Below are 19,246 nucleotides of genomic sequence, written 5' to 3'. Positions count from 1 at the left end.
CATTTCAACATAGCGGGAGCGCGGATCAAAGGCGCACGCTGCACTCTCCAACTCACATTCCCTTCCCCTGCTTCGCCTTTCTCGGGCAGTCTGAAAGTTCTTCAACATAGTTTGCGGCTCGCCCGTGGAAAATAACAATACGGCTTCGGAGAGAGGAGAAAGAAAATGGCATTGCTCGCTGGCAAAGGTAAGGGCAACGTATTCACGCCGTTCGTTTTGAAGCTGCTGTTCATTATGTTCGTGGTGGAATTCGTCAAAGGCGCGCTCTTGCTCACGATTCTCCCGGTGTACATGGCCGCTGTGCTCGGGGCAAGCGCCTATGTGATCGGCTGGACGCTGGCGGTCCAATACATCGGCGACAACGCGCTGCGCACCCCCGTCGGTTGGATTATCGACAAAATCGGATACCGCGCCAGCATGGTGAGCGGCGTGCTGGTCACGTTCTGGCGATCGTCCTGATCTCCGTAACGGCCCACTTTACATGGACGATCGTAGCTTGCGCCGCGCTCGGGATCGGAACTGCGCCGCTGTGGCCGTGCGTCATTACCGGTACGACCGAGGTCGCCGGCGACGAAGCGAAGGGGACGATCATGAGCGTCGTCCATATGGCTTGGTTGTCCGGCACCGGACTCGGTCCGGTCGCGATCAACTTCGTTATCCGCGATTCGAACTACGGCCCGGCGTTTCGGCTGCTGCTCGGCTGCATGACTGCTGTCGTGCTTGTGTCGCTGCTGCTGCCAAAACGCGGGCATGGCCCGGCGAACAAAGGGGCCCCGGCCGAAAACGCCGCGCTTGCCGGCAAAACGCGGCCGTCGCACAAGTCGGAGCGCCCGTTGCTGGAACGGGCCGGAAACTATATGCGTGAGGTGCGGCGCTCGCTGAACGTATCGCCGCTGCTGTTCCCGGCGATGTTTTTGCAGACGTTCGCCCTCGGCATCCTCAGCCCGATATTGACGTTGTACGCGCGTCAGGAATTGGCGCTTACGCCGCGCCAGTACAGCCTGTTTTTAGTAGCGGGCGGAGCGGTGACGGTACTGCTGCTCATCCCGGTAGGGAAACTCGTCGACCGGATCGGGACCAAGCTGTTTTTGACGGTCGGCTTCGCTCTCGGCGCCGCGACCGTGGCGGCCTTCACCTATACCAAATCGTTATACGTCGTCTATGGGTTCGTCACCGCGGTCGGCATTGCCTACGCTCTCATCATCCCCGCCTGGAACGCCCTAATTGCCGCCGCCATCCCGAAGGAGAAGCGGGGAGCGGTATGGGGATTTTTCCTCACGATCGAAGGCCTCGGCACCGTTATCGGCCCGATCGTCTCCGGCAAGCTTTGGGACGTATATGGCCCGCATGTGCCTTTCCTGACGAGCGGCGCAGTGCTTGCGCTGCTGTGCGTGCTGCAGCTGCTGCTGGAACAGAACAAGGCCAGGGCGCTCGCGGCATGAAGCCCGGTCTTCGTCCACTGCAAAAAAGCTGTCCGAACCGGGCCAAGCCAGGTTCGGACAGCTTTTTTCACTGCATCAAATCCTTGACATCATTTTTCGGCTGCGGCCGGGTGCTTGCGGTCGATCCAGCGCTCCAATTGCGGCGTCATCTGCTCTTTCAGCCTGGCGACCAACTCATCGCGGCTCATTCCTTTGGCAGCGGCGATCTCGGCGAGCGACTTGCCGGCTTTAAGCTGGGACCGCAGCTCATCCTTGCCGACACCGAGCACGGCGGCGAGCTGCTCATAGTTCGGCTTCCAGCCATGGCTTTTGCGGAACGTACCGTGATGGAGGAGCCCTTTTTCCTTGACCATGTAGTCGAGATGCTCCCCCATGCGCTGCTTCATCAGCGCCGCGCGGGCGGCATCGAGCTTGCCGGTTTTGACGGCGTCGTCGATCCGGGCTTCACGCAGCCGCAGCAGCCTGGCTGTCAAATCTTGCGCGCTCATGCCCCGCTCCTGCGCCACATCGGCGATCGATTTGCCCGCTTTAAGCTGCTCGGTCAATGCGTTGGCATCCATGCCCAAGAGCGAAGCTGCCTCGCTTACAATCGGGGGAGCTTCCTCGTCCGGCCGTTTCGTACCGGCTTCGCTGCGGCTTTCCTTGCCCGGGGCGCCGTATGCCGTTGCGACCGCGTCCGCCAGTGCCCCGCCGATTTGCCACGGCGCCGCTGCCGCCGAAGCTGTTCGGCCGCAGCCTATATACATGCCGCCGAGCGCGCAGCCAAACGCCAATGTCGCAACGGCGATGCGTTGTGCGTTAGTGCGATTCATATTTGCTTCCCACCTTGTCAGACCAATTTTTCACATTACGCGATATAGTCTGTGCAAGGTTGGCGAATATTACCCTCGGGCCAGCCGGTAGATCGGCGCCAGCGCGCTGAATGTGGTTTTGGCAAGCGCCAGAAAAGCTTTGCCGTCGCCTGCGGTCGGGTCGTCCGAGGCGATAACCCGGCCGATCAGCAGCTCCGCTTTTTTGACGTCGCGAAACCGTTCCACCGCGGCGATCCATCCGTCCCGTCCGAGCTCTTCGGCGCGAACGGCATCTTTGCGCATATGGTCGAAAGACAGCGCAAAGCCGTTCCGGACGGCGGCAAGCACATCATCGGTGCGGGCGAGAAGTCGTTCCGCGATCCGCTTCTTGTCCGGAAGCTCGTAGATGAACGCGAGCCAAACAAAGACGCGATCGTCGAACAGTCCGATCTGGAAATGCGGATGCTGCTTATACCCCCGTTTATCGTGGGCGAAAGCCATCCACGTATCGACAGGCGCATTGACTTTGCGCCGCGCGTGTCTGGCGATATGAAGAAATTGCTCGCTGCCGGTCAGCAGCGACAGCTCGTCCTGCAGCTCGGCGGCAAGCGCGCGGAATTTGGGCTGGATGCGGGTGCGGATCGCTTCCATACGCGGTTCGAGTCCGTCGATGCGGAACGTCTCGAAATCGGTGGCGGCAAAACCGGCGAACGGCGCCTCTGCCAGGGCGGTCGATGCTTGTACCATAGATCGTTCCTCTTTTCGTTAAATGATGTCACCGCCCATCATACCAAATCCGCCGCAAAAAAGCTCCTGCCGATAAACCCGGCAAGAGCTTGCCCAAAGCTGTTATCGCGCATCGGAGCGATTTCGTCCGAACAGGCCGGCAAGTCCGACAAGGCCGAGCAGGCCGAGCCAGCCCCAATCCGTAGCGCCGTCGCCAGCGGCATTGGCGCGATAGCTTGTCGAGGTATAGTTGCCGCTCGTTCTCGTAATCATATTGCTGCCGTCGGGATTGTAATTATAAGAGCTGTAAGGATATTTGGCTGCGCCGCCGGTCGTGTTGTACGTAGCCCCGCTTACCGGACCGCCATATCCGTAGGTAAGGCCGGTGGCTGTGGAGTTCGGGCCGTTCGCACCATAAATCGTCCCGCCGGTGGGGCCGCGACCGTAGTCGTATTCGGGCTTATGCCAACCGCAGAACCGACACCGGACATGGCCCGCGACACTCCCGTGCCTACCGCGCCGAGCGTGCCGGATGCCACGTTGCCAACAGCGTTCACGGTACCGGATGCGACATTGCCCACGGCGTTGGCGGTGTTCGCGGCTACATTGCCAACGGCATTGGCAGTACCTGAAGTAACGTTGCCCACAGCGTTGGCAGTTCCTGAAGCGACGTTGCCTACGGCGTTAGCGGTATTCGCAGCAACGTTGCCTACGGCGCCGGCAGTATTCGAAGCGGCATTGCCCGCAGCGTTAGCGGTATTTGCAACCGCGTTGGCGGCGACGCTTTTTACCGCTGTGTTGGCGCGGTTAGCGGGAGAGTCCGGGGAACTGGTAGCGCCCGTAGAAAATTCGCTGGAACCGATAGAGGATGCGTTGGAATAGTTGGAGTAACCCGAAATTCCGATCGTACCCGGCCCGAAGCTCGTGCTGCGCGTGCCGGGCAGCGAATGTCCGACGACGACCGAATGGCTCGTACCGACCGTACCGGCGGCAGTGCCGGCCGGCGCCGCTGTGCTGCCGCCCGTTTCCGCGAAGGCGGGGACGGCCAGCGCGGCGGACATGACCAGCGTGGATAGTCCGGCTGCAACCTTTTTCATTGTCGTATGACTCATCCTCTCCAATTGAATTTGGAAGGCGAAGTTCGCCTTGCCGTTAGCTTTCCCCGTGCGCCAGCCTCTATCAGCGCGTAATGTTGGCATCGGCGGAATGTTATTGGGCTTGCGCGGCCGGCTCTTTTACTTCATCGGTGAGTACAAGCCGCGCCTATGCTTGGGCTGATTCCGCTGCTACGTGTTAAGCGGGAGGGCGTACCCGCGAGCAATGCAGCGGCGTCTCACGGCCGGCTAAACGCCGATACGCGCGAGCGTCTCAAAAAGGACAGTGCAAACCGTTTATTCTTGGTTGTGCAAACGGCAAAGAAGTTGTACACTTTACAGTTAAGAGTGTTTTCGAATTTATTCTTGTTATCGCATCGTCAGACTTAAGGAGGGTATTTCAATGGAAAAATCACGTATGCGCAGCGATATGATCAAGAAAGGCTTCGACCGCGCCCCGCACCGCAGCTTGCTGCGCGCCGCCGGCATTAAGGACGAGGATTTCAATAAGCCGTTTATTGCCGTGTGCAACTCGTACGTCGACATTATCCCCGGCCACGTCCATTTGCAGGAATTCGGCAAGCTCGTGAAAGAAGCGATTCGCGAAGCGGGCGGCGTGCCTTTCGAATTCAATACGATCGGGGTCGACGACGGCATCGCCATGGGCCATATCGGCATGCGCTACTCGCTCCCGAGCCGCGAAATCATCGCCGATTCCGTCGAGACGATGGTAAACGCGCACTGGTTCGACGGCATGGTTTGCATCCCGAACTGCGACAAAATTACGCCGGGAATGATGATGGGCGCACTTCGCGTCAACATCCCGACGATCTTCGTCAGCGGCGGCCCGATGAAGGCGGGGAAAGACAGCCAAGGCGCTCGATCTCGCTGTCGTCCGTATTTGAAGGCGTCGGCGCCTTTCAAGCCGGCAAAATCGACGAAAAAGGCTTGCTTGAGCTTGAACAGTACGGCTGCCCGACATGCGGCTCGTGCTCCGGCATGTTCACAGCCAACTCGATGAACTGTTTGGCCGAGGGACTCGGCCTCGCTCTGCCGGGCAACGGTACCATTCTCGCCATTTGGGAAGAGCGCAAAGAGTTCGTCCGCCAGTCGGCGCGCCAACTCATGGAGCTCATCAAGCGGGACATCAAGCCGCGGGATATCGTCACCATCGAAGCGATCGACAACGCCTTCGCACTGGACATGGCTATGGGCGGCTCCACCAACACGGTGCTGCATACGCTTGCGCTTGCCCATGAAGCAGGCATCGACTACCCGATCGAGCGCATCAACGAAGTGGCGAAGCGCGTTCCGCATTTGGCCAAAATCGCACCGGCTTCGGAATATCACATTGAGGACGTCCATCACGCCGGAGGCGTCAGCGCGATCCTGAACGAGCTGTTCAAGAAGCCAGGCGCCCTGGACGGCGACCGCATTACGGTAACCGGCAAGACGCTGCGCGAAAACGTCGCAGGGCACGAGATCAAAAACACCGAAGTAATCCATCCGCTCTCGAACCCGCACAGCGAGCAGGGCGGCCTGGCGGTGCTGTTCGGCAATTTGGCGCCAAAGGGCAGCATCATCAAAGTGGCCGGCGTCGACAAGTCGGTAGGGAGCCGCTTTACCGGCCAAGCGATTTGTTTCGACTCTCAGGAAGATGCGCTGTCCGGTATCGCCGGCGGCAAGGTTAACGAAGGCCACGTCGTCGTCATCCGCTACGAAGGGCCGAAAGGGGGCCCCGGCATGCCGGAGATGCTCGCGCCGACGTCGCAAATCGTCGGCATGGGGCTTGGCGCCAAGGTGGCGCTCATTACCGACGGCCGTTTCTCGGGAGCGTCCCGCGGCATTTCCATCGGCCACGTCTCGCCGGAGGCGGCGGAAGGCGGCCCGATCGCCTTCATCGAAGACGGGGACACGATCGAGATCGATCTCGTGGAACGCACGATCAACCTGAAAGTCGACGAAAGCGTGCTGGCGGCGCGCAAAGCGAACTGGAAAGGCTTCGAGCCGAAAATTACGTCCGGCTATTTGGCCCGATACTCGAAGCTTGTCACTAACGCCTCTTCCGGCGGCGTGCTGAAAATATAATAGCGTAATAAGGATCCCTTCTGCCGCGCATAATACGATCAATTACGTAGTTGCTGCGGCAGGAGGGATTTACTATGTGGAGGAAGTTGTTTTGGAAAGCGCTGTGGAACGGGATCGTCACCGTTCCTTTGCTTCTCTGGTTCAGTCCGGAGACGTCGGTGACGGGAGCGCTGGTGGCGTCGCTCGCGCTAACGGTAGTCTCTTACATCGTTGGCGACCAGATGATATTGCGCTCGACGAATAACGTCATCGCCACCGTTTGCGACGCCCTGCTTGCCTTTTTCTTCGTTTGGGTGACGGCTTATTATGCGAAGTGGACGCTTTCGTTCACGGAGCTTTGCGTCATCGGCATCGGGGCGGGCGTCGTCGAATATTTCTACCATCGGTATTTGGCGTCGGAGCGAGCTGCGCATTAACTTCGCAAAACGACTTCCACACGAGCCGGGCTTCCTCGCACGCGATGAAGCCCGGCTTTTTGCTCTCAGGCTGATTCCGCTGCGTGAAACGCGCTCGCCCTATCGGACGGTGTAAGCCGTTTCCTCTTGCAGCTGCGGCAGGGAAATTGTTCCTTCATGTCGAATATGAACGAAAACGCCAACATGAAGGAGACGAACGAGAATATGCAACGTAAAAAATGGACGAAGGCGTTCGGGCTCACGGCCGCTTTCGGATTCGTATTCGCGTCGGGCGTTTATGCGCAGGACGCTATCCAGAAAGTGGAAGCGTACTTGCGGCCCGACTATCAAATCGTTCTCAACGGCAAGCCGGTCAATCTCCAGCATTCGACGCTTATTTACGACGGCAGCAGCTACTTGCCGCTGAAGGAGATCGGAACGCTGTTCGGCGCGACGGTCAACTGGAGGGGCGAGACGAATACGATTTACATCAACAGCCGCTTGAGTGACTTGCAGCCGGAGACGAGCGACAACGTGCAATATCCGGAAGTAACGATGATGGGCGCGTACGGCATGGTACTCGACTATTTGGGCGCCAAGACGTGGGTGCTGCAAATGTACGCGGGCAGCAGCGAGAAATATTACCGCCTTGACGATGTGAAACGAATGGGCGTGATGACGGACGGGCTAAGCAAAGTGCGCGACAAATATACGGGATGGCTCTTCGTCAGCGAAAAAGAGCTGAAGAAGACGTGGAAAGCGACCCCCAAAACGTCGTACGACCCGAGCTGGACGCATCCGTACATGTCGACGGAGTCCGATCCGAACAAGCTGGACGCGATGGAGAAGTACGTCAAGCTATGGAGCAATTTTCAAATCGGCAACCAGTATTACAGCGTCAGTCCGATCGTTATCGATCCGCTTCCGGACAAGACGGACGAATACCGCATGCTGGCTTCAGTAAACGGACATTATTATTTCTTTGAATTGAAGCTGACCAAATCTTCGCTGTTTGAAGACGACTACCTCGTGAGTACGGCAAACACCTACAATTTGGAAACCGGCAAGCAGGAGGATCCTTACTCGCCGCCGCGCTAGGGCGAAGCTGACAGGCTGCCCGGCAAAGGCGGAGCGGAGGACGGGAATGTAGGCCTTGAAGCGTAGCGTGCGCTTTTCTCGGACAGCCTGAAGCTTGCTAGCGATAATTTCCATTTGCCTTCAAAAAAGGCTATAATAGAATGCGAGAGCTGCCCATCGGTAAGCGGCTTACATTTCGGAAGGGAGTGCGTCCATATGTACGACGTAGCCATCATCGGCGCCGGCACAGCAGGTGCCAGCGCTGCCTTGTTCGCGGCAAAAGCGGGAAAGAAGACGGTCGTGATCGACAGCGACCAGAGCATGACGAAGCGCGCCTGGATTGAAAATCATTACGGAGTGGAGAAAATTTCCGGTCCCGATCTGATCGACATCGGCAAAAAGCAGGCGGCGAATTTCGGAGCGGAGCTTGTAGCGGGTAAAGTAACGGACGTGGCCAAAGCGGACGGAGGCTTCCGCGTCTCCACCGAGGACGGCCGTACGTTCGAAGCCGCTCACGTCATTTTGGCGACCGGGGCGCTTACCGCCCTTGCCGAGAGCATCGGCGTAGGCGTGAAGCCGGGCACCGAGCCGCGCATCAAAACGGTGGTCGAAGTCGACGCGCAAGGCCGCACAAACGTGCCCGGCATTTGGGCTGCAGGCACGGTGGCCGGTGTGAGCGTACATACGATCGTCACTGCCGGCGACGGCGCGAAAGTCGCGATCAACGTTATCAGCGAGCTGAACGGCGAACGGTACGTTGACCACGACGTGCTGAAGGCGTAACCAAGCTGAACCGAATGCTGCAAAATGCCTCTGCCGCAGCGCTTCGTGCGCGCCGGCAGGGGCATTATTTTCGCTGCCTTTGGTCTCCACGCCGCCGGAAAAAATATGTCAATAATCCAAGTTGCTAAAACATATAAATCATAATAAGATGAAAGTAAAGAGGATAAGTTGTCTGAACATTCGGTCAAATAATGGAGGGGATGGCCGTGGGGAAAAGTTACGAGGTGGAATACTGCAACTTAGAGCTGCGATTCGATCGCCGGCTAATCCGCAATTTGATCAAAGCGCTTATTCAAGAAGGCTATTCGCTCTATTGGAACGAGTCGGGGGAGCAGTTCGTCATCTCGATACGGAGCGGGCGGAAGCTGATCAAGCTGAGATTCGAACGGATCGGCGAGAAGTATAAAATCGTCGGCAACTACTCGTTCCGCGACGAGAAGCTGGCCGAAATGATGGAGAAGCTGATCGGCGACACGCGCGGCCACGCCATCGTGAAGCGGTTCCGCGACCGGCAAATCCTCATTGAAAATATAATGTTCGGTGAAATCATCCGGATGGTGGAAATTTCCGGCATCGAGCATAAGGTGTTGTTTCAGCGCGAGCCTGTTGTCACCGTCGAAGAGATGATCCAGGCGTTCCGTTCGAAGCGGCCTGAAGAGCGCATCCCCGTGCTTAGGCTGGAGCTCGATTACGAGCTGGCGACGCTGCACGAAGCTCTGCAGCGGGGCGATGCGGCAGCGGCGGAGGAAAGCAAGACGAAGCTCCAGGCTTTACGGCAAGAGATGCTGCAATTGGAGGTGTAACGTTGGAAAGATATCGCTGACCGGGACGGCAACGAAGCCGTCCTTTTTGTATGGGACGGATTGTTCACGTGTGCAAAGTGTGGTACGATGAACGTATATTCCACGGCGCTGAGCTATGTCCGAGGTGAGTCATGAGCGTTACAATCAAAGATATTGCGAAACTGGCCGGGGTGTCCCATACGACCGTGTCGCGCGCCATGAACGATAGCCCGCTCATCAACGATGAGACGAAGCTGCGCATCCGCGCGCTCGCCGAACAGCTCGGCTATACGCCGAACCTGTATGCGAAAAGCCTCGTTTCCGACCGTTCCCACCATGTCGGCCTGTTTTTCACAACGCTGTACACCGGGACGTCGGCGGGCTTTTTCCACGATGCGGTACGGGGCGTAAGCGAAGTGCTGCGCAGCGGCTATCAGCTCGTGGTAAAGGGCATCGACGATTGCCGGGCTGGCGGCTTTCACACGATTACGAGCAAAAGCTTCGACGGCATCATCGCCGTCAGCCAGTCCGAGGAAGACGACGATTTTCTCGCTTCCGTGCGGGAGAAAGGCATTCCGCTCGTCGTGCTGAACCGGCAGCTGGAGGAAGGGCAATGCCTCAACATCGTGTCCGACGAGGCGGAAGGCGTGCGCCAGGCGGTGGGCTATTTGCTGAAGCTCGGGCACGAGAACGTGGCTATGATCGCCGGCAAGCCGGGTTTCAAATCGGCTGTCGTGCGCCGCAGCGGCTACGAAGAGGCGCTCGCCGCAGCCGGCATCGACGTGCGCCGCGACTACGTGGCGGCCGGCGAATATACGGTGGAGAGCGGGCTGGCCGCAATGCGGCGGCTGCTAAGGCTGCGCGAGCGGCCGACGGCGGTGTTTTGCGCGAACGACCAAATGGCGCTCGGCGCCATGAAGGCGATCGCCGAGGCGGGGCTTCGCGCCCCTGAGGACATCGCGGTCGCCGGCTTCGACGACGACGTCTTTGCCGCTTACGTGACCCCGGCGCTGACGACCGTACGGCGCCCGATCGCGGAGATGAGCCGCATGGCGGCGCAGCGGCTGCTTCAGGAAATCGAGCAAGGGCGGCCTGCGCCGGAAACGGTATACGTTCGCACCGAGCTCGTCGTCAGGGAGTCGGCGGCACCGCCGCAGAAGCCCGGAATGTGATATGATGGGATACGACCGAGCAATAGGAGGCTAAAGCAGATGAGCGTATTGAGGCAATTGTTGGATCCGATTCCGCTGCCGCAAATGGTGCGCATCCGGCAGTCGTTCGATGCCGCCGAACTGGCTGAGCCGGAGGCGGAGCTGCGCAAGGAGCTGGCGAGGCCGGGCGGCATCGACCGCATCAAAGAGGGCCAGAGGGTGGCAATCGCCGTCGGCAGCAGGGGCATCGCGAACATCGACAAATTCACGAAGGTGACGGTCGAAGCCGTGAAGTCAGCCGGCGCGCACCCGTTCATCGTTCCGTGCATGGGCAGCCACGGCGGCGCGACGGCGGAAGGGCAAGCCGACGTTTTGAAGCATTTGGGGATAACGGAAGCGTCGGCGGGAGCGCCGATCCGCTCCTCGATGGAGGTCGTTCAAATCGACGAGCTGCCGAACGGACTGCCCGTTTATGTGGATAAAATCGCAGCCGAAGAAGCGGACGCCATCATTGTCATTAACCGTGTGAAGCCGCACACGGCGTTCCGCGGCCGGATCGAGAGCGGCATCATGAAGATGATCGCGATCGGTCTCGGCAAGCAGAAGGGTGCGGAGGCGTGCCATCAGCTCGGGTTCAAATACATGGCCGAGAACGTGCCGGAAATGGCCAACCGGATGCTGCGCAAGCTGCCGATCGTGTTCGGCATCGCGCTTGTCGAGAATGCGTACGACCGGACGTGCCGCATCGAGGTGCTGCCGGCGGAACAAATCGAGGCGCGGGAGGAGCAGCTTTTGATCGAAGCGAAGGCGCGGCTGCCGAAGCTGCTGTTCGATCAAATCGACGTACTTGTTATCGATTACATTGGGAAAAATATTAGCGGCGACGGCATGGATCCGAACGTCACGGGCCGTTACCCGACTCCTTACGCCTCCGGGGGGCCGGACGTATCGAAAATGGTCGTGCTGGACTTGACGCCGGAGACGAAGGGCAACGCTAACGGAGTCGGCACCGCCGATTTCACGACGCAGAAGCTTGCGGACAAGACGGACTGGCCGGCGACGTACGCCAACGGCCTTACATCGACGGTTTGCGCCCCGACAAAGCAGGCGACGACGCTGGAGAACGATTTATATGCGATAAAAGCAGCGGTCAAAACATGCAATATTTTGGATTATACCAAATGCCGGCTCGTGCGCATTCGGGATACGCTGCATCTCGGGGAGATCGAAATTTCCGTCAATATGCTTGAAGAAGCGCGCCGCAATCCTGATATTGAAATTTTAAGCGAAACGCCGTACGACTGGACGTTCGACGAGAAAGGGAATTTGCCGAAATGAACGAATCAAAGCTTGTGCTTGCCGTCGATATCGGCACTACCAGCACGAAGACACTTGCCGTAAGCCGAGACGGGCGCATCGTCGCCTCGCATTCGATCGAATACCCGCTTTACGCTCCAACCGCCGACAGGGCCGAACAAGATCCGGAGCAGCTGTTTGCTGCTGTCGTGGACGGCATTCGCTCGGTCCTCGGCAAGGCGGGCATCGGGGCCAGAGACGTACTTTGCGTATCGTTCAGCGCGGCGATGCACAGCCTGATCGCGGTCGACGCCGAGCTGAAGCCGCTGACGCCTTGCATCACGTGGGCCGATAACCGCAGCGCCGCTTACGTGGACGTGCTGAAGCGGGATTACGACGGGCACGGCATCTATTTGCGCACAGGGACGCCGCTCCATCCGATGTCGCCGCTGTTCAAGCTGATGTGGCTGCGCGATAACGAGCCGGACATTTTTGCGCGCACGGACAAGTTTCTCGGCATCAAGGAATACGTATTCGCGCACTGCTTCGGGCGCTGCGTCATCGACCATTCGATTGCGTCTGCGACCGGCATGTTCAATTTGCGCAACCTCGATTGGGACGAAGGCGCCTTGCGCGCGGCCGGCATCGACGCTTCCCGCCTGCCGGAGCCGGTGCCGACGACGTACCGGCTCACGGGGCTGCGGCCCGAGCTGGCTGCGCACATGGGGCTTGATGCCGACACGCCGTTCGTCGTCGGCGCTTCCGACGGCGTGCTCGCCAATCTCGGCGTCGGGGCGCACGAGCCCGGCGTTTACGCCGTCACGATCGGCACGAGCGGAGCCGTGCGCGGCGTCGTCCGTGAGCCGCAAACCGACGCCGCAGGCCGCCTGTTCTGCTATGCGCTGCAAGAAGGCTATTGGGTCGTCGGCGGCCCGATCAACAACGGCGGCATCATGTTCCGCTGGGCACGCGACGAGCTCGCTACGCTGGAAGCGGAGGAGGGACGGCGGCGCGGCATGGATCCGTACGACTATTTGACGGAGCTCGCCGCCGAAGTGCCGCCGGGCTCCGAGGGCCTTTTGTTCCTCGCGCTCATGGCCGGAGAGCGGGCCCCGTACTGGAACCCGAACGCGCGCGGCGTTTTCTTCGGCCTGTCGCTGCAGCACGGCAAAAAGCATATGCTGCGCGCAGTGCTGGAAGGCATTATGTACCGCATCCATTCCGTGGCCGAGGCGCTTGCGGACAACGGCGGTCCGGCGCGCGAAATCCGCGCTTCCGGCGGCTTTGCCCGCTCGCCGTTCCTGCTGCAAATGCTGTCCGACGTGCTTGGCACGCCCGTGACCGTACTGGCCACCGTCGAGGCGTCCGGCCTTGGCGCGGCGATGCTCGGTCTGCTTGCTATGGGTGAAGTCGGCCGTCTGAGCGAGCTGGAAGCGTGGATCACGACCGGGCACCGCTTCGAGCCGAACGCGGCGAAGCATGCCATCTACGAACAATTGACAGCCATTTACGGGAAAGTATATCATCAGTTAGAAGCGTCCTTCGCCGACATCGCCGCGTTCCAGCAAAGCAAGCGAAGCGTTGACCCGGCAAACGCGCCCGCAGCTGATGATAAGCGCCCGACCATCACTTCTACATGGGAGGAACTTATCATGAATTTATTCGATTTGTCCGGCAAAACCGCCGTCGTCATCGGCGGCAACTCGACGCTCGGCGGCACGATGGCGGTAGCGCTCGGCGGCCACGGGGCGAAAGTGGCCGTCGTCGGCCGCAATGAGGAGAAATCGCTCGCCGTGCAGCAGCGCATCGAGGAAGCCGGCGGCGAAGCCAAATGCTTCCAAGCCGACGCGACGAACGAATACGACTTGAAGCGCGTCCTGGTCGATGTGCTGACGTGGACGGGAAGCGTCGACATTTTGATGAACTGCCCTGGCAAAAACAGCACGACGCCCTTCTTCGAGATCACGATGGAAGAATGGGATTCGATCATGGACGTAAACTTGAAAAGCGTCGTATTAGCGTGTCAAATTTTTGGCAAACATATGGTCGAAGCGGGTCGCGGCGGCTCCATCATCAACATTTCGTCGGTATCGTCGGATCCGCCGCTGTCGAAGGTGTTCACCTACTCCGCGTCGAAAGCCGGCGTCAACAACGTCACGCAATTTTTGGCGCGCGAGTTCGCCCCGAGCCGGGTGCGCGTCAACGCCATTATCCCGGGCTTTTTCCCGGCTGAGCAGAACCGCAAAATTTTATCTCCCGAACGGACCGAGTCGATTATGCGCCACACCCCGATGGGGCGTTTCGGCAATGCCGAAGAGCTGCAGGGAGCGGCTGTTTTCCTCGCATCCGAACAGGCTTCCAGCTTTGTTACCGGCGCTATCCTGCGTGTTGACGGAGGATTCGGCGCCATGACCATATAACCTAAGCAGAAAGGAAGTATCCGCACATGTCCAAGCAACAAATCGGCGTCATCGGCCTGGCGGTCATGGGCAAAAACCTTGCCCTCAATATCGAAAGCAGAGGCTTCACCGTTTCGGTGTACAACCGTTCGCCGGAGAAGACGAAGGAGCTGATTGCCGAAGCACCGGGCAAAAAGCTCGTCGGTACATATAGCATCGAAGAATTCGTCGCCTCGCTCGAGACGCCGCGCCGCATTCTCATTATGGTGAAAGCGGGCGGTCCGACCGACGATACGATCAAGCAGCTCGTGCCGCATCTCGACAAGGGCGACATTTTGATCGACGGCGGCAACTCGTACTTCCCCGACACGCAGCGGCGTACGAAGGAGCTGGAGGCGCAAGGCATCCGGTTTATCGGCACAGGCGTGTCCGGCGGCGAAGAAGGCGCGCTGAAAGGCCCGTCCATTATGCCAGGCGGCCAAAAGAGCGCGTACGAGCTGGTGGAGCCGATTTTAACGGCCATTTCCGCCAAGGTGAACGGCGAGCCGTGCTGTACATACATCGGTCCGGACGGCGCCGGCCATTATGTGAAAATGGTGCACAACGGCATCGAGTACGGCGACATGCAGCTCATTTGCGAAGCTTATCAGCTGCTGAAAGACGTGACCCAGGCGGATACGAAGGAGCTGCACGACATTTTTGCGGAATGGAACCGCGGCGAGCTGGACAGCTACCTGATCGAAATTACGACCGACATTTTCACGAAAACGGATCCCGACACCGGCAAGCCGATGGTCGACGTCATTCTCGATGCGGCCGGCCAGAAGGGCACCGGCAAATGGACGAGCCAAAGCGCGCTCGACCTCGGCGTGCCGCTGTCGATCATTACGGAATCGGTATTCTCGCGCTTCCTGTCGGCGATGAAAGAAGAGCGGGTCGCCGCCAGCAAAGTGCTGAAGGGACCCGCTGCCAAACCGTATGACGGAGACCGCAAGGCGTTCATCGAGGCGGTGCGCAAAGCGCTGTACGCCAGCAAAATTTGCTCCTACGCGCAAGGCTTCGCGCAAATGAGAGCGGCGTCCGAAGAATACGGCTGGGATCTTCAGTATGGGGAAATCGCCAAAATTTTCCGCGGCGGCTGCATTATCCGCGCCCGTTTCCTGCAAAACATTACGGATGCCTACAAGCGCAATCCGGAGCTGAAAAACTTGCTGCTGGACGACTATTTCCGCGGCGTCGTGGAATCGTACCAGGATGCTTGGCGCGAAGTCGTAGCCGTAGCCGTTTCGCGCGGCATACCCGCTCCGGCGTTTGCTTCGGCGCTCGCTTACTTCGACAGCTACCGCACGGAACGGCTGCCGGCGAATTTGCTGCAGGCGCAGCGCGATTACTTCGGGGCGCACACGTTCCAGCGCGTCGATAAAGAAGGCACTTTCCACTTTCAGTGGATGGACAGTTAAAAGTAAAGGCTAAAGCCGCGCTTTGCGCACCGCCGACGGCGGCAAGTCGATAACGGCTTCGGCGGCTTCCAGCAGCCAGCTGCGGAGCCGGCCTTCTTCCTGATCAAACACATGCCGGCGGTGCACGAGCATCATCGCCACCTCGGCGAAATAATGATAGCTTCTTAGCAAACGTGGTTGGGGAAGATCCAGCAGAGCCGGATCTTCTTCAGCCACCTTTTTCTTGATTAGGTCGAGCAGCCATACGACGTCTTCCTTGCAAAGCGGATAATCCGGCCTGAACAGTTGCTCCAGCTTGTGCATGGTTTGCTGCGGAACGGGTACGGGGGTAGCCAATTCGTCATCTCTCCTTCGTTAATATCCACCTATCATCCATCCTTGCTGTTCGGTTTGGAAATTATTCACATCATCTTATGTTTTTTATGACGGCGGTATTCATCAAGGACAGGCTTATGCTATGATTTGATTTGACAAGTTACGCCAAGAGGACGGCGGGAGAGCCGTTGGAAAAAGGAGAATGTCCGCTTTGACGAAAAACAATATCGTGCTCGTCGGCTTTATGGGAACGGGCAAATCGACGGTCGGCGCTTTGACGGCCGAACGGCTCGGCTGGACGTTCGCCGATACGGATCGGTGGATTGAGGAGAAGACCGGAAAGACGATTCCGGAAATTTTTGCCGAACAGGGCGAGGCGGCGTTTCGGGAGTACGAAAGCGAAGCGTTGCACGAGCTGCTTGGCGGCAAGCACATGGTGCTGGCCACCGGGGGCGGCGCCGTGCTGGCGGGAGCGAACCGCGCCTGCATGTTGGCGGGCGGGCTCGTCGTTGCGCTGACGGCGCCGATGGCGACGATTATTGAGCGCGTCCGCGGCGACAGCAACCGGCCGTTGCTGCAGGGCGACGCCAGCGAACGGGTGCGGACGCTGCTGGAGAAGCGGCGCGGGGCGTACGATTTCGCGCATATGACGATCGATACGGCCGATCTGGAGCCGGCTGCCGTAGCGGCCCGCATCGTGGCAGCCCTTCAGGCCGGCAGTCTGTAAGCCGCGTCGGTTACAGCTGATCCCAGGCCAGCATGCCGCCTGTCATATTGCGCAACCCCGGAATGTTCAGGGACGAGAGATATTGATAGGCCCGCTGGCTGCGGTTGCCGCTGCGGCAGACGAGGATAATTTCGCCGCTGCGGGCAATTTCGCCGTGGCGCTCCGGCAGCTCCCCGAGCGGAATGTTGACCGCGCCGGGAATGCGGCCCTGGAGGACTTCCTCCGGCTCGCGGACGTCGATAATGTTCAGCTTCTCGCCGGCGCCGAGGCGCCGCTTCACTTCTTCCGGCGAAATCGTTTCAAGATCGTTCATGGTGGGAACCGCCTTTCACAGTATCGTTTTGAGGATGATCGCACTTCTATCGCACATCGTACCCGAGAAGGCGGCAAGAAGCAAGCGGCCTAGAGCCGAAGGGGAAGGAGAGCAAAAGGGTGGAGCACAAACAGGACAAGGACACAGCGGCGAAGGATAGCGTCCTGTACGTACAGGAAGCTGTAACCGGCAGCCGCGGCGCTGCGCAGCGCGAAGTCGCTAAGCCGAACTCTGCCCGGCTGGTGCAGGGCGGCGGCATCGCGGGCTTACTGTTGCAGGCGCCGGGATGGGCAGCGGGGGCGCCGCATGAAAAGATCTGCAATCGATATGCTCATCGTCGGTGCCGGCGGCATTGTCGGCGCTTTAGCCCGGTACGGGCTGTCGCTTGTCTTCAATCCCGCCGATCCGGCCGCTTTTCCGTGGGGAACGCTGGCTTGCAACTTGGCCGGCAGCTTTGCGCTCGGCTCGCTTGCGTCGGCTGCGGAAGGGCGTTTGCCGGATTGGCTGAAGCTGGGCCTGTCGACAGGAGTTATAGGCTCTTTTACGACGTTCTCGACGTTAAGCGTCGAGCTTCTCCATTTACTTCAGCACGGCCGTTTGGCTGCCGCTCTGGGGTATGGGCTCGCCAGCGCCGCAGGCGGTCTGCTGTCGGTCCGCGCGGGAATGGCCTTAACCGAACGGCGGCGGTATTTTGCCGTAAAAGGGGGACGTCCGTGAGCGGCGCGGTTTGTTTGCTGCTGGTAGCTGCTGGCGGGTTCGCCGGAGCGATCGTCCGCTACCGGTTGTCGCAGGCGATTGCCAAGAGGTTTCCATCCCCGCTTCCATATGGTACACTGACGATAAATGCGACCGGTTCGCTGCTGCTCGGCATTATAGCCGGGGGCCATGCGCCGCAGTGGCTCGCGCTGCTGCTCGGCACCGGCTTTATGGGCGCCTATACGACGTTCTCGACGTTCAAGCTGGAGAGCGTGCGGCTGGGACGGCAGCGGACATGGGGTTATTTTGCGCTTTATATGGTTTCCAGCTACGGGCTCGGCCTTATTGCGGCCGCGTTCGGCTTGTACATATTTTAGGAGGTTGCTATCATCGTGCGTGCAATAGTCCGTCCGACACCGAACTTGCAGGGCGACATTCAAGCCCTGTCCTCGAAAAATTATACGACCCGCTATTTGCTTATCGGCGCGCTGGCCGACGGGACAAGCACTGTCTATTATCCGGCTCACAGCGAAGACAGCGATGCGATGAGGCGCTGCATTCGCGATCTCGGCGCCGTAATCGATGAAGACGACGAGAAAATGACGATTCAAGGCTTCGGGCGCCACCCGCGGCATGTCCACGAGCTGAACGTCGGCAACGCCGGGGCGGTGCTGCGCTTTCTGATGTCGGTCGCGGCGTTTTGTCCGGAGCTGACGTTCGTCAATGCGTATCCGGATTCGCTCGGCAAACGTCCGCACGACGACCTGATCGCCGCCCTCGAGCAAATGAACGTCCGGGTCGAGCACCGCGCCGGCAAGCTGCCGATCACGATTTACGGCGGCGCTCCGAAAGGCGGGCGAATCGAAGTGTCCGGCAGCGTCTCTTCCCAATTCTTGAGCTCGCTTCTGTTCATGACGCCGCTGCTCGATGAAGACAGCGAAATCGTAGTGCTGCACGATCTCAAATCGAAAGTGATCGTCGGGCAAACGCTTGAAGTCATCGAACAGGCCGGCGTGAAGATCGAGGCGGCTGCAGATTTGATGCATTTCCGCGTGCCCGGCAAGCAGCGGTACGAAGCGAAAAAATATGTCGTGCAGGGAGATTACCCCGGCTCGGCAGCAATATTGGCCGCCGCAGCCGTCACGAATTCGGACGTCAAAGTGCGCCGCCTCGAGGAAACGAGCCGCCAGGGCGAACGGGCCGTCGTCGATGTGCTGAAAGCGATGGGCGTGGGTTTGACGCATCAGGGCGGCGTCGTGCACGTGCTAGGCAACGGGCGGCTGAAGGCGGGCGAATTCGACGGCGACCATTTCACCGATGCGGTGCTGGCGATGGTGGCAGCGGCCGTGTTCGCCGAAGGCACATCCCGGTTTTACAACGTCGAGAACTTGCGCTACAAAGAGTGCGACCGCATCACCGATTTTTTGCACGAACTGCGCAAAGCCGGCGCCGATGTCGAGGAGCGGCAAAGCGAAATTATCGTCCACGGTCGTCCGGAAGGCGTCGAAGGCGGGGTCGAGATCGATTCCCACATCGATCATCGCGTCATTATGGCGCTCGCCGTTGTCGGGCTGCGTTCGAAGCAAGGGCTCACGATTCGCGACGCGCACCATGTGGCCAAGTCGTATCCGAACTACTTCGATCATCTCCGCGCGCTCGGAGCTCATGTGGAGCTCGAGCGCGACTAAACGACGGCGCAACGTACATAGTT

The 19,246-nt window shown here is 59.5% G+C and carries 22 protein-coding genes and 1 pseudogene; 17 read left to right on the top strand and 6 right to left on the bottom strand.

The genetic code is table 11. The features are described from left to right. The first annotated feature begins 165 nt into the window (after positions 1–165). Together SD70_RS37825 and SD70_RS09190 are read left to right on the top strand one after the other, a co-directional pair. Entirely contained in the window at positions 166–459 is a 294-nt protein-coding gene (locus SD70_RS37825) for a hypothetical protein (RefSeq protein ID WP_231571127.1), read from the top strand. Beyond that, positions 384–1,442 (top strand): MFS transporter, encoded by a 1,059-nt coding sequence (locus SD70_RS09190; RefSeq protein WP_231571126.1) that lies wholly within the window; start codon positions 384–386, stop codon positions 1,440–1,442. Before SD70_RS37825 ends, SD70_RS09190 begins: the two co-directional genes overlap by 76 nt. Positions 1,443–1,531: 89 nt before the next feature. Here the strand turns inward: SD70_RS09190 and SD70_RS09185 are convergent, their stop codons facing one another. From SD70_RS09185 to SD70_RS09175, 4 genes are all read right to left on the bottom strand, one after another. Continuing rightward, positions 1,532–2,254, bottom strand: a complete 723-nt coding sequence (locus SD70_RS09185) for a hypothetical protein (protein WP_041047278.1) — start codon at positions 2,252–2,254, stop codon at positions 1,532–1,534. 69 nt (positions 2,255–2,323) lie between these two features. Next, positions 2,324–2,980 carry a YktB family protein gene (locus SD70_RS09180; RefSeq protein ID WP_041047277.1) on the bottom strand — a complete coding sequence of 219 codons (657 nt, stop codon included), beginning with the start codon at positions 2,978–2,980 and terminating at the stop codon, positions 2,324–2,326. A gap of 102 nt (positions 2,981–3,082) precedes the next feature. Continuing rightward, positions 3,083–3,379: a WGxxGxxG family protein gene (locus SD70_RS39745; protein ID WP_331436755.1), complete on the bottom strand. Its 297-nt coding sequence runs from the start codon at positions 3,377–3,379 to the stop codon at positions 3,083–3,085. Continuing rightward, positions 3,313–4,056: a hypothetical protein gene (locus tag SD70_RS09175; protein ID WP_041047276.1), complete on the bottom strand. Its 744-nt coding sequence runs from the start codon at positions 4,054–4,056 to the stop codon at positions 3,313–3,315. Before SD70_RS09175 ends, SD70_RS39745 begins: the two co-directional genes overlap by 67 nt. Positions 4,057–4,456: 400 nt before the next feature. Between SD70_RS09175 and SD70_RS40645 the strand changes: the two genes are divergently transcribed. The 11 genes and pseudogenes from SD70_RS40645 to gndA all read left to right on the top strand — a co-directional run bounded on the left by SD70_RS40645 (position 4,457) and on the right by gndA (position 15,484). Next, a complete protein-coding gene (locus SD70_RS40645; RefSeq protein ID WP_449267214.1) occupies positions 4,457–5,074 on the top strand; it encodes a dihydroxy-acid dehydratase domain-containing protein in 618 nt (205 codons plus the stop codon). Further along, on the top strand, positions 5,053–6,141 hold the full coding sequence (locus SD70_RS40640; RefSeq protein ID WP_449267213.1) for a dihydroxy-acid dehydratase domain-containing protein: 1,089 nt from the start codon (positions 5,053–5,055) through the stop codon (positions 6,139–6,141). Before SD70_RS40645 ends, SD70_RS40640 begins: the two co-directional genes overlap by 22 nt. 74 nt (positions 6,142–6,215) lie before the next feature. After that, a complete protein-coding gene (locus tag SD70_RS09165) occupies positions 6,216–6,557 on the top strand; it encodes a DUF2512 family protein (protein WP_041047275.1) in 342 nt (113 codons plus the stop codon). Positions 6,558–6,713: 156 nt separating this feature from the next. Then, positions 6,714–7,634 (top strand): stalk domain-containing protein, encoded by a 921-nt coding sequence (locus tag SD70_RS09160; protein WP_052487204.1) that lies wholly within the window; start codon positions 6,714–6,716, stop codon positions 7,632–7,634. Between the two features lie 195 nt (positions 7,635–7,829). Then, on the top strand, positions 7,830–8,396 hold the full coding sequence (locus tag SD70_RS09155; protein ID WP_041047274.1) for an FAD-dependent oxidoreductase: 567 nt from the start codon (positions 7,830–7,832) through the stop codon (positions 8,394–8,396). 206 nt (positions 8,397–8,602) lie between these two features. Continuing rightward, on the top strand, positions 8,603–9,199 hold the full coding sequence (locus SD70_RS09150; RefSeq protein ID WP_041047273.1) for a hypothetical protein: 597 nt from the start codon (positions 8,603–8,605) through the stop codon (positions 9,197–9,199). A gap of 131 nt (positions 9,200–9,330) precedes the next feature. Continuing rightward, complete coding sequence (locus SD70_RS09145; RefSeq protein WP_041047272.1) at positions 9,331–10,350, top strand: LacI family DNA-binding transcriptional regulator; 1,020 nt, start codon at positions 9,331–9,333, stop codon at positions 10,348–10,350. Between the two features lie 39 nt (positions 10,351–10,389). After that, complete coding sequence (locus SD70_RS09140) at positions 10,390–11,667, top strand: lactate racemase domain-containing protein (protein WP_041047271.1); 1,278 nt, start codon at positions 10,390–10,392, stop codon at positions 11,665–11,667. Further along, positions 11,664–13,193 (top strand): annotated as a pseudogene (locus tag SD70_RS37820) (gluconokinase); the annotation flags it as partial. The gene SD70_RS09140 and the pseudogene SD70_RS37820, both read left to right, overlap by 4 nt. A gap of 84 nt (positions 13,194–13,277) precedes the next feature. Beyond that, positions 13,278–14,045 (top strand): SDR family oxidoreductase, encoded by a 768-nt coding sequence (locus tag SD70_RS37815; protein ID WP_269432453.1) that lies wholly within the window; start codon positions 13,278–13,280, stop codon positions 14,043–14,045. A gap of 26 nt (positions 14,046–14,071) precedes the next feature. Then, entirely contained in the window at positions 14,072–15,484 is a 1,413-nt protein-coding gene (gene gndA / locus SD70_RS09130; protein WP_041047270.1) for an NADP-dependent phosphogluconate dehydrogenase, read from the top strand. Positions 15,485–15,493: 9 nt separating this feature from the next. On the opposite strand, the gene SD70_RS09125 is transcribed toward gndA, so the two are convergent. After that, the gene (locus SD70_RS09125; RefSeq protein WP_041047269.1) at positions 15,494–15,820 is read right to left on the bottom strand and encodes a hypothetical protein; all 327 of its coding nucleotides are present in this window, start codon (positions 15,818–15,820) and stop codon (positions 15,494–15,496) included. 181 nt (positions 15,821–16,001) lie between these two features. Between SD70_RS09125 and SD70_RS09120 the strand changes: the two genes are divergently transcribed. Further along, positions 16,002–16,526 (top strand): shikimate kinase, encoded by a 525-nt coding sequence (locus tag SD70_RS09120; protein ID WP_041047268.1) that lies wholly within the window; start codon positions 16,002–16,004, stop codon positions 16,524–16,526. Positions 16,527–16,536: 10 nt separating this feature from the next. Here SD70_RS09120 and SD70_RS09115 read toward each other — a convergent pair whose 3' ends face one another. Then, complete coding sequence (locus SD70_RS09115; protein ID WP_041047267.1) at positions 16,537–16,839, bottom strand: rhodanese-like domain-containing protein; 303 nt, start codon at positions 16,837–16,839, stop codon at positions 16,537–16,539. A gap of 306 nt (positions 16,840–17,145) precedes the next feature. Here SD70_RS09115 and crcB (SD70_RS09110) point away from each other — a divergent pair, with 306 nt between their 5' ends. Genes crcB (SD70_RS09110) through aroA form a run of 3 tightly spaced genes read left to right on the top strand, consistent with a single transcriptional unit; the run spans position 17,146 to position 19,223 of the window. Further along, a complete protein-coding gene (crcB, locus tag SD70_RS09110; protein ID WP_231571125.1) occupies positions 17,146–17,556 on the top strand; it encodes a fluoride efflux transporter CrcB in 411 nt (136 codons plus the stop codon). Next, positions 17,553–17,912 carry a fluoride efflux transporter CrcB gene (crcB, locus tag SD70_RS09105; RefSeq protein WP_041047266.1) on the top strand — a complete coding sequence of 120 codons (360 nt, stop codon included), beginning with the start codon at positions 17,553–17,555 and terminating at the stop codon, positions 17,910–17,912. Before crcB (SD70_RS09110) ends, crcB (SD70_RS09105) begins: the two co-directional genes overlap by 4 nt. 15 nt (positions 17,913–17,927) lie before the next feature. After that, complete coding sequence (gene aroA, locus SD70_RS09100; protein ID WP_041047265.1) at positions 17,928–19,223, top strand: 3-phosphoshikimate 1-carboxyvinyltransferase; 1,296 nt, start codon at positions 17,928–17,930, stop codon at positions 19,221–19,223. Positions 19,224–19,246: the final 23 nt, after the last annotated feature.

It is taken from the genome of Gordoniibacillus kamchatkensis (genome assembly GCF_000829455.1).
Classification (GTDB): domain Bacteria; phylum Bacillota; class Bacilli; order Paenibacillales; family NBRC-103111; genus Gordoniibacillus; species Gordoniibacillus kamchatkensis.
This window is presented reverse-complemented; position numbering and strand designations above follow the sequence as displayed.

Excerpts from the sequence above, each read along its gene's own strand:
- SD70_RS37825 (WP_231571127.1), top strand. The coding sequence starts at position 166 with ATGGCATTGCTCGCTGGCAAAGGTAAGGGCAACGTATTCACGCCGTTC.
- SD70_RS09185 (WP_041047278.1), bottom strand. The coding sequence starts at position 2,254 with ATGAATCGCACTAACGCACAACGCATCGCCGTTGCGACATTGGCGTTT.
- SD70_RS09180 (WP_041047277.1), bottom strand. The coding sequence starts at position 2,980 with ATGGTACAAGCATCGACCGCCCTGGCAGAGGCGCCGTTCGCCGGTTTT.
- SD70_RS09175 (WP_041047276.1), bottom strand. The coding sequence starts at position 4,056 with ATGAAAAAGGTTGCAGCCGGACTATCCACGCTGGTCATGTCCGCCGCG.
- SD70_RS40645 (WP_449267214.1), top strand. The coding sequence starts at position 4,457 with ATGGAAAAATCACGTATGCGCAGCGATATGATCAAGAAAGGCTTCGAC.
- SD70_RS40640 (WP_449267213.1), top strand. The coding sequence starts at position 5,053 with ATGTTCACAGCCAACTCGATGAACTGTTTGGCCGAGGGACTCGGCCTC.
- SD70_RS09165 (WP_041047275.1), top strand. The coding sequence starts at position 6,216 with ATGTGGAGGAAGTTGTTTTGGAAAGCGCTGTGGAACGGGATCGTCACC.
- SD70_RS09160 (WP_052487204.1), top strand. The coding sequence starts at position 6,714 with ATGTCGAATATGAACGAAAACGCCAACATGAAGGAGACGAACGAGAAT.
- SD70_RS09155 (WP_041047274.1), top strand. The coding sequence starts at position 7,830 with ATGTACGACGTAGCCATCATCGGCGCCGGCACAGCAGGTGCCAGCGCT.
- SD70_RS09145 (WP_041047272.1), top strand. The coding sequence starts at position 9,331 with ATGAGCGTTACAATCAAAGATATTGCGAAACTGGCCGGGGTGTCCCAT.
- SD70_RS09140 (WP_041047271.1), top strand. The coding sequence starts at position 10,390 with ATGAGCGTATTGAGGCAATTGTTGGATCCGATTCCGCTGCCGCAAATG.
- SD70_RS37815 (WP_269432453.1), top strand. The coding sequence starts at position 13,278 with ATGAATTTATTCGATTTGTCCGGCAAAACCGCCGTCGTCATCGGCGGC.
- gndA (WP_041047270.1), top strand. The coding sequence starts at position 14,072 with ATGTCCAAGCAACAAATCGGCGTCATCGGCCTGGCGGTCATGGGCAAA.
- SD70_RS09120 (WP_041047268.1), top strand. The coding sequence starts at position 16,002 with ATGTCCGCTTTGACGAAAAACAATATCGTGCTCGTCGGCTTTATGGGA.
- SD70_RS09115 (WP_041047267.1), bottom strand. The coding sequence starts at position 16,839 with ATGAACGATCTTGAAACGATTTCGCCGGAAGAAGTGAAGCGGCGCCTC.
- crcB (WP_231571125.1), top strand. The coding sequence starts at position 17,146 with ATGAAAAGATCTGCAATCGATATGCTCATCGTCGGTGCCGGCGGCATT.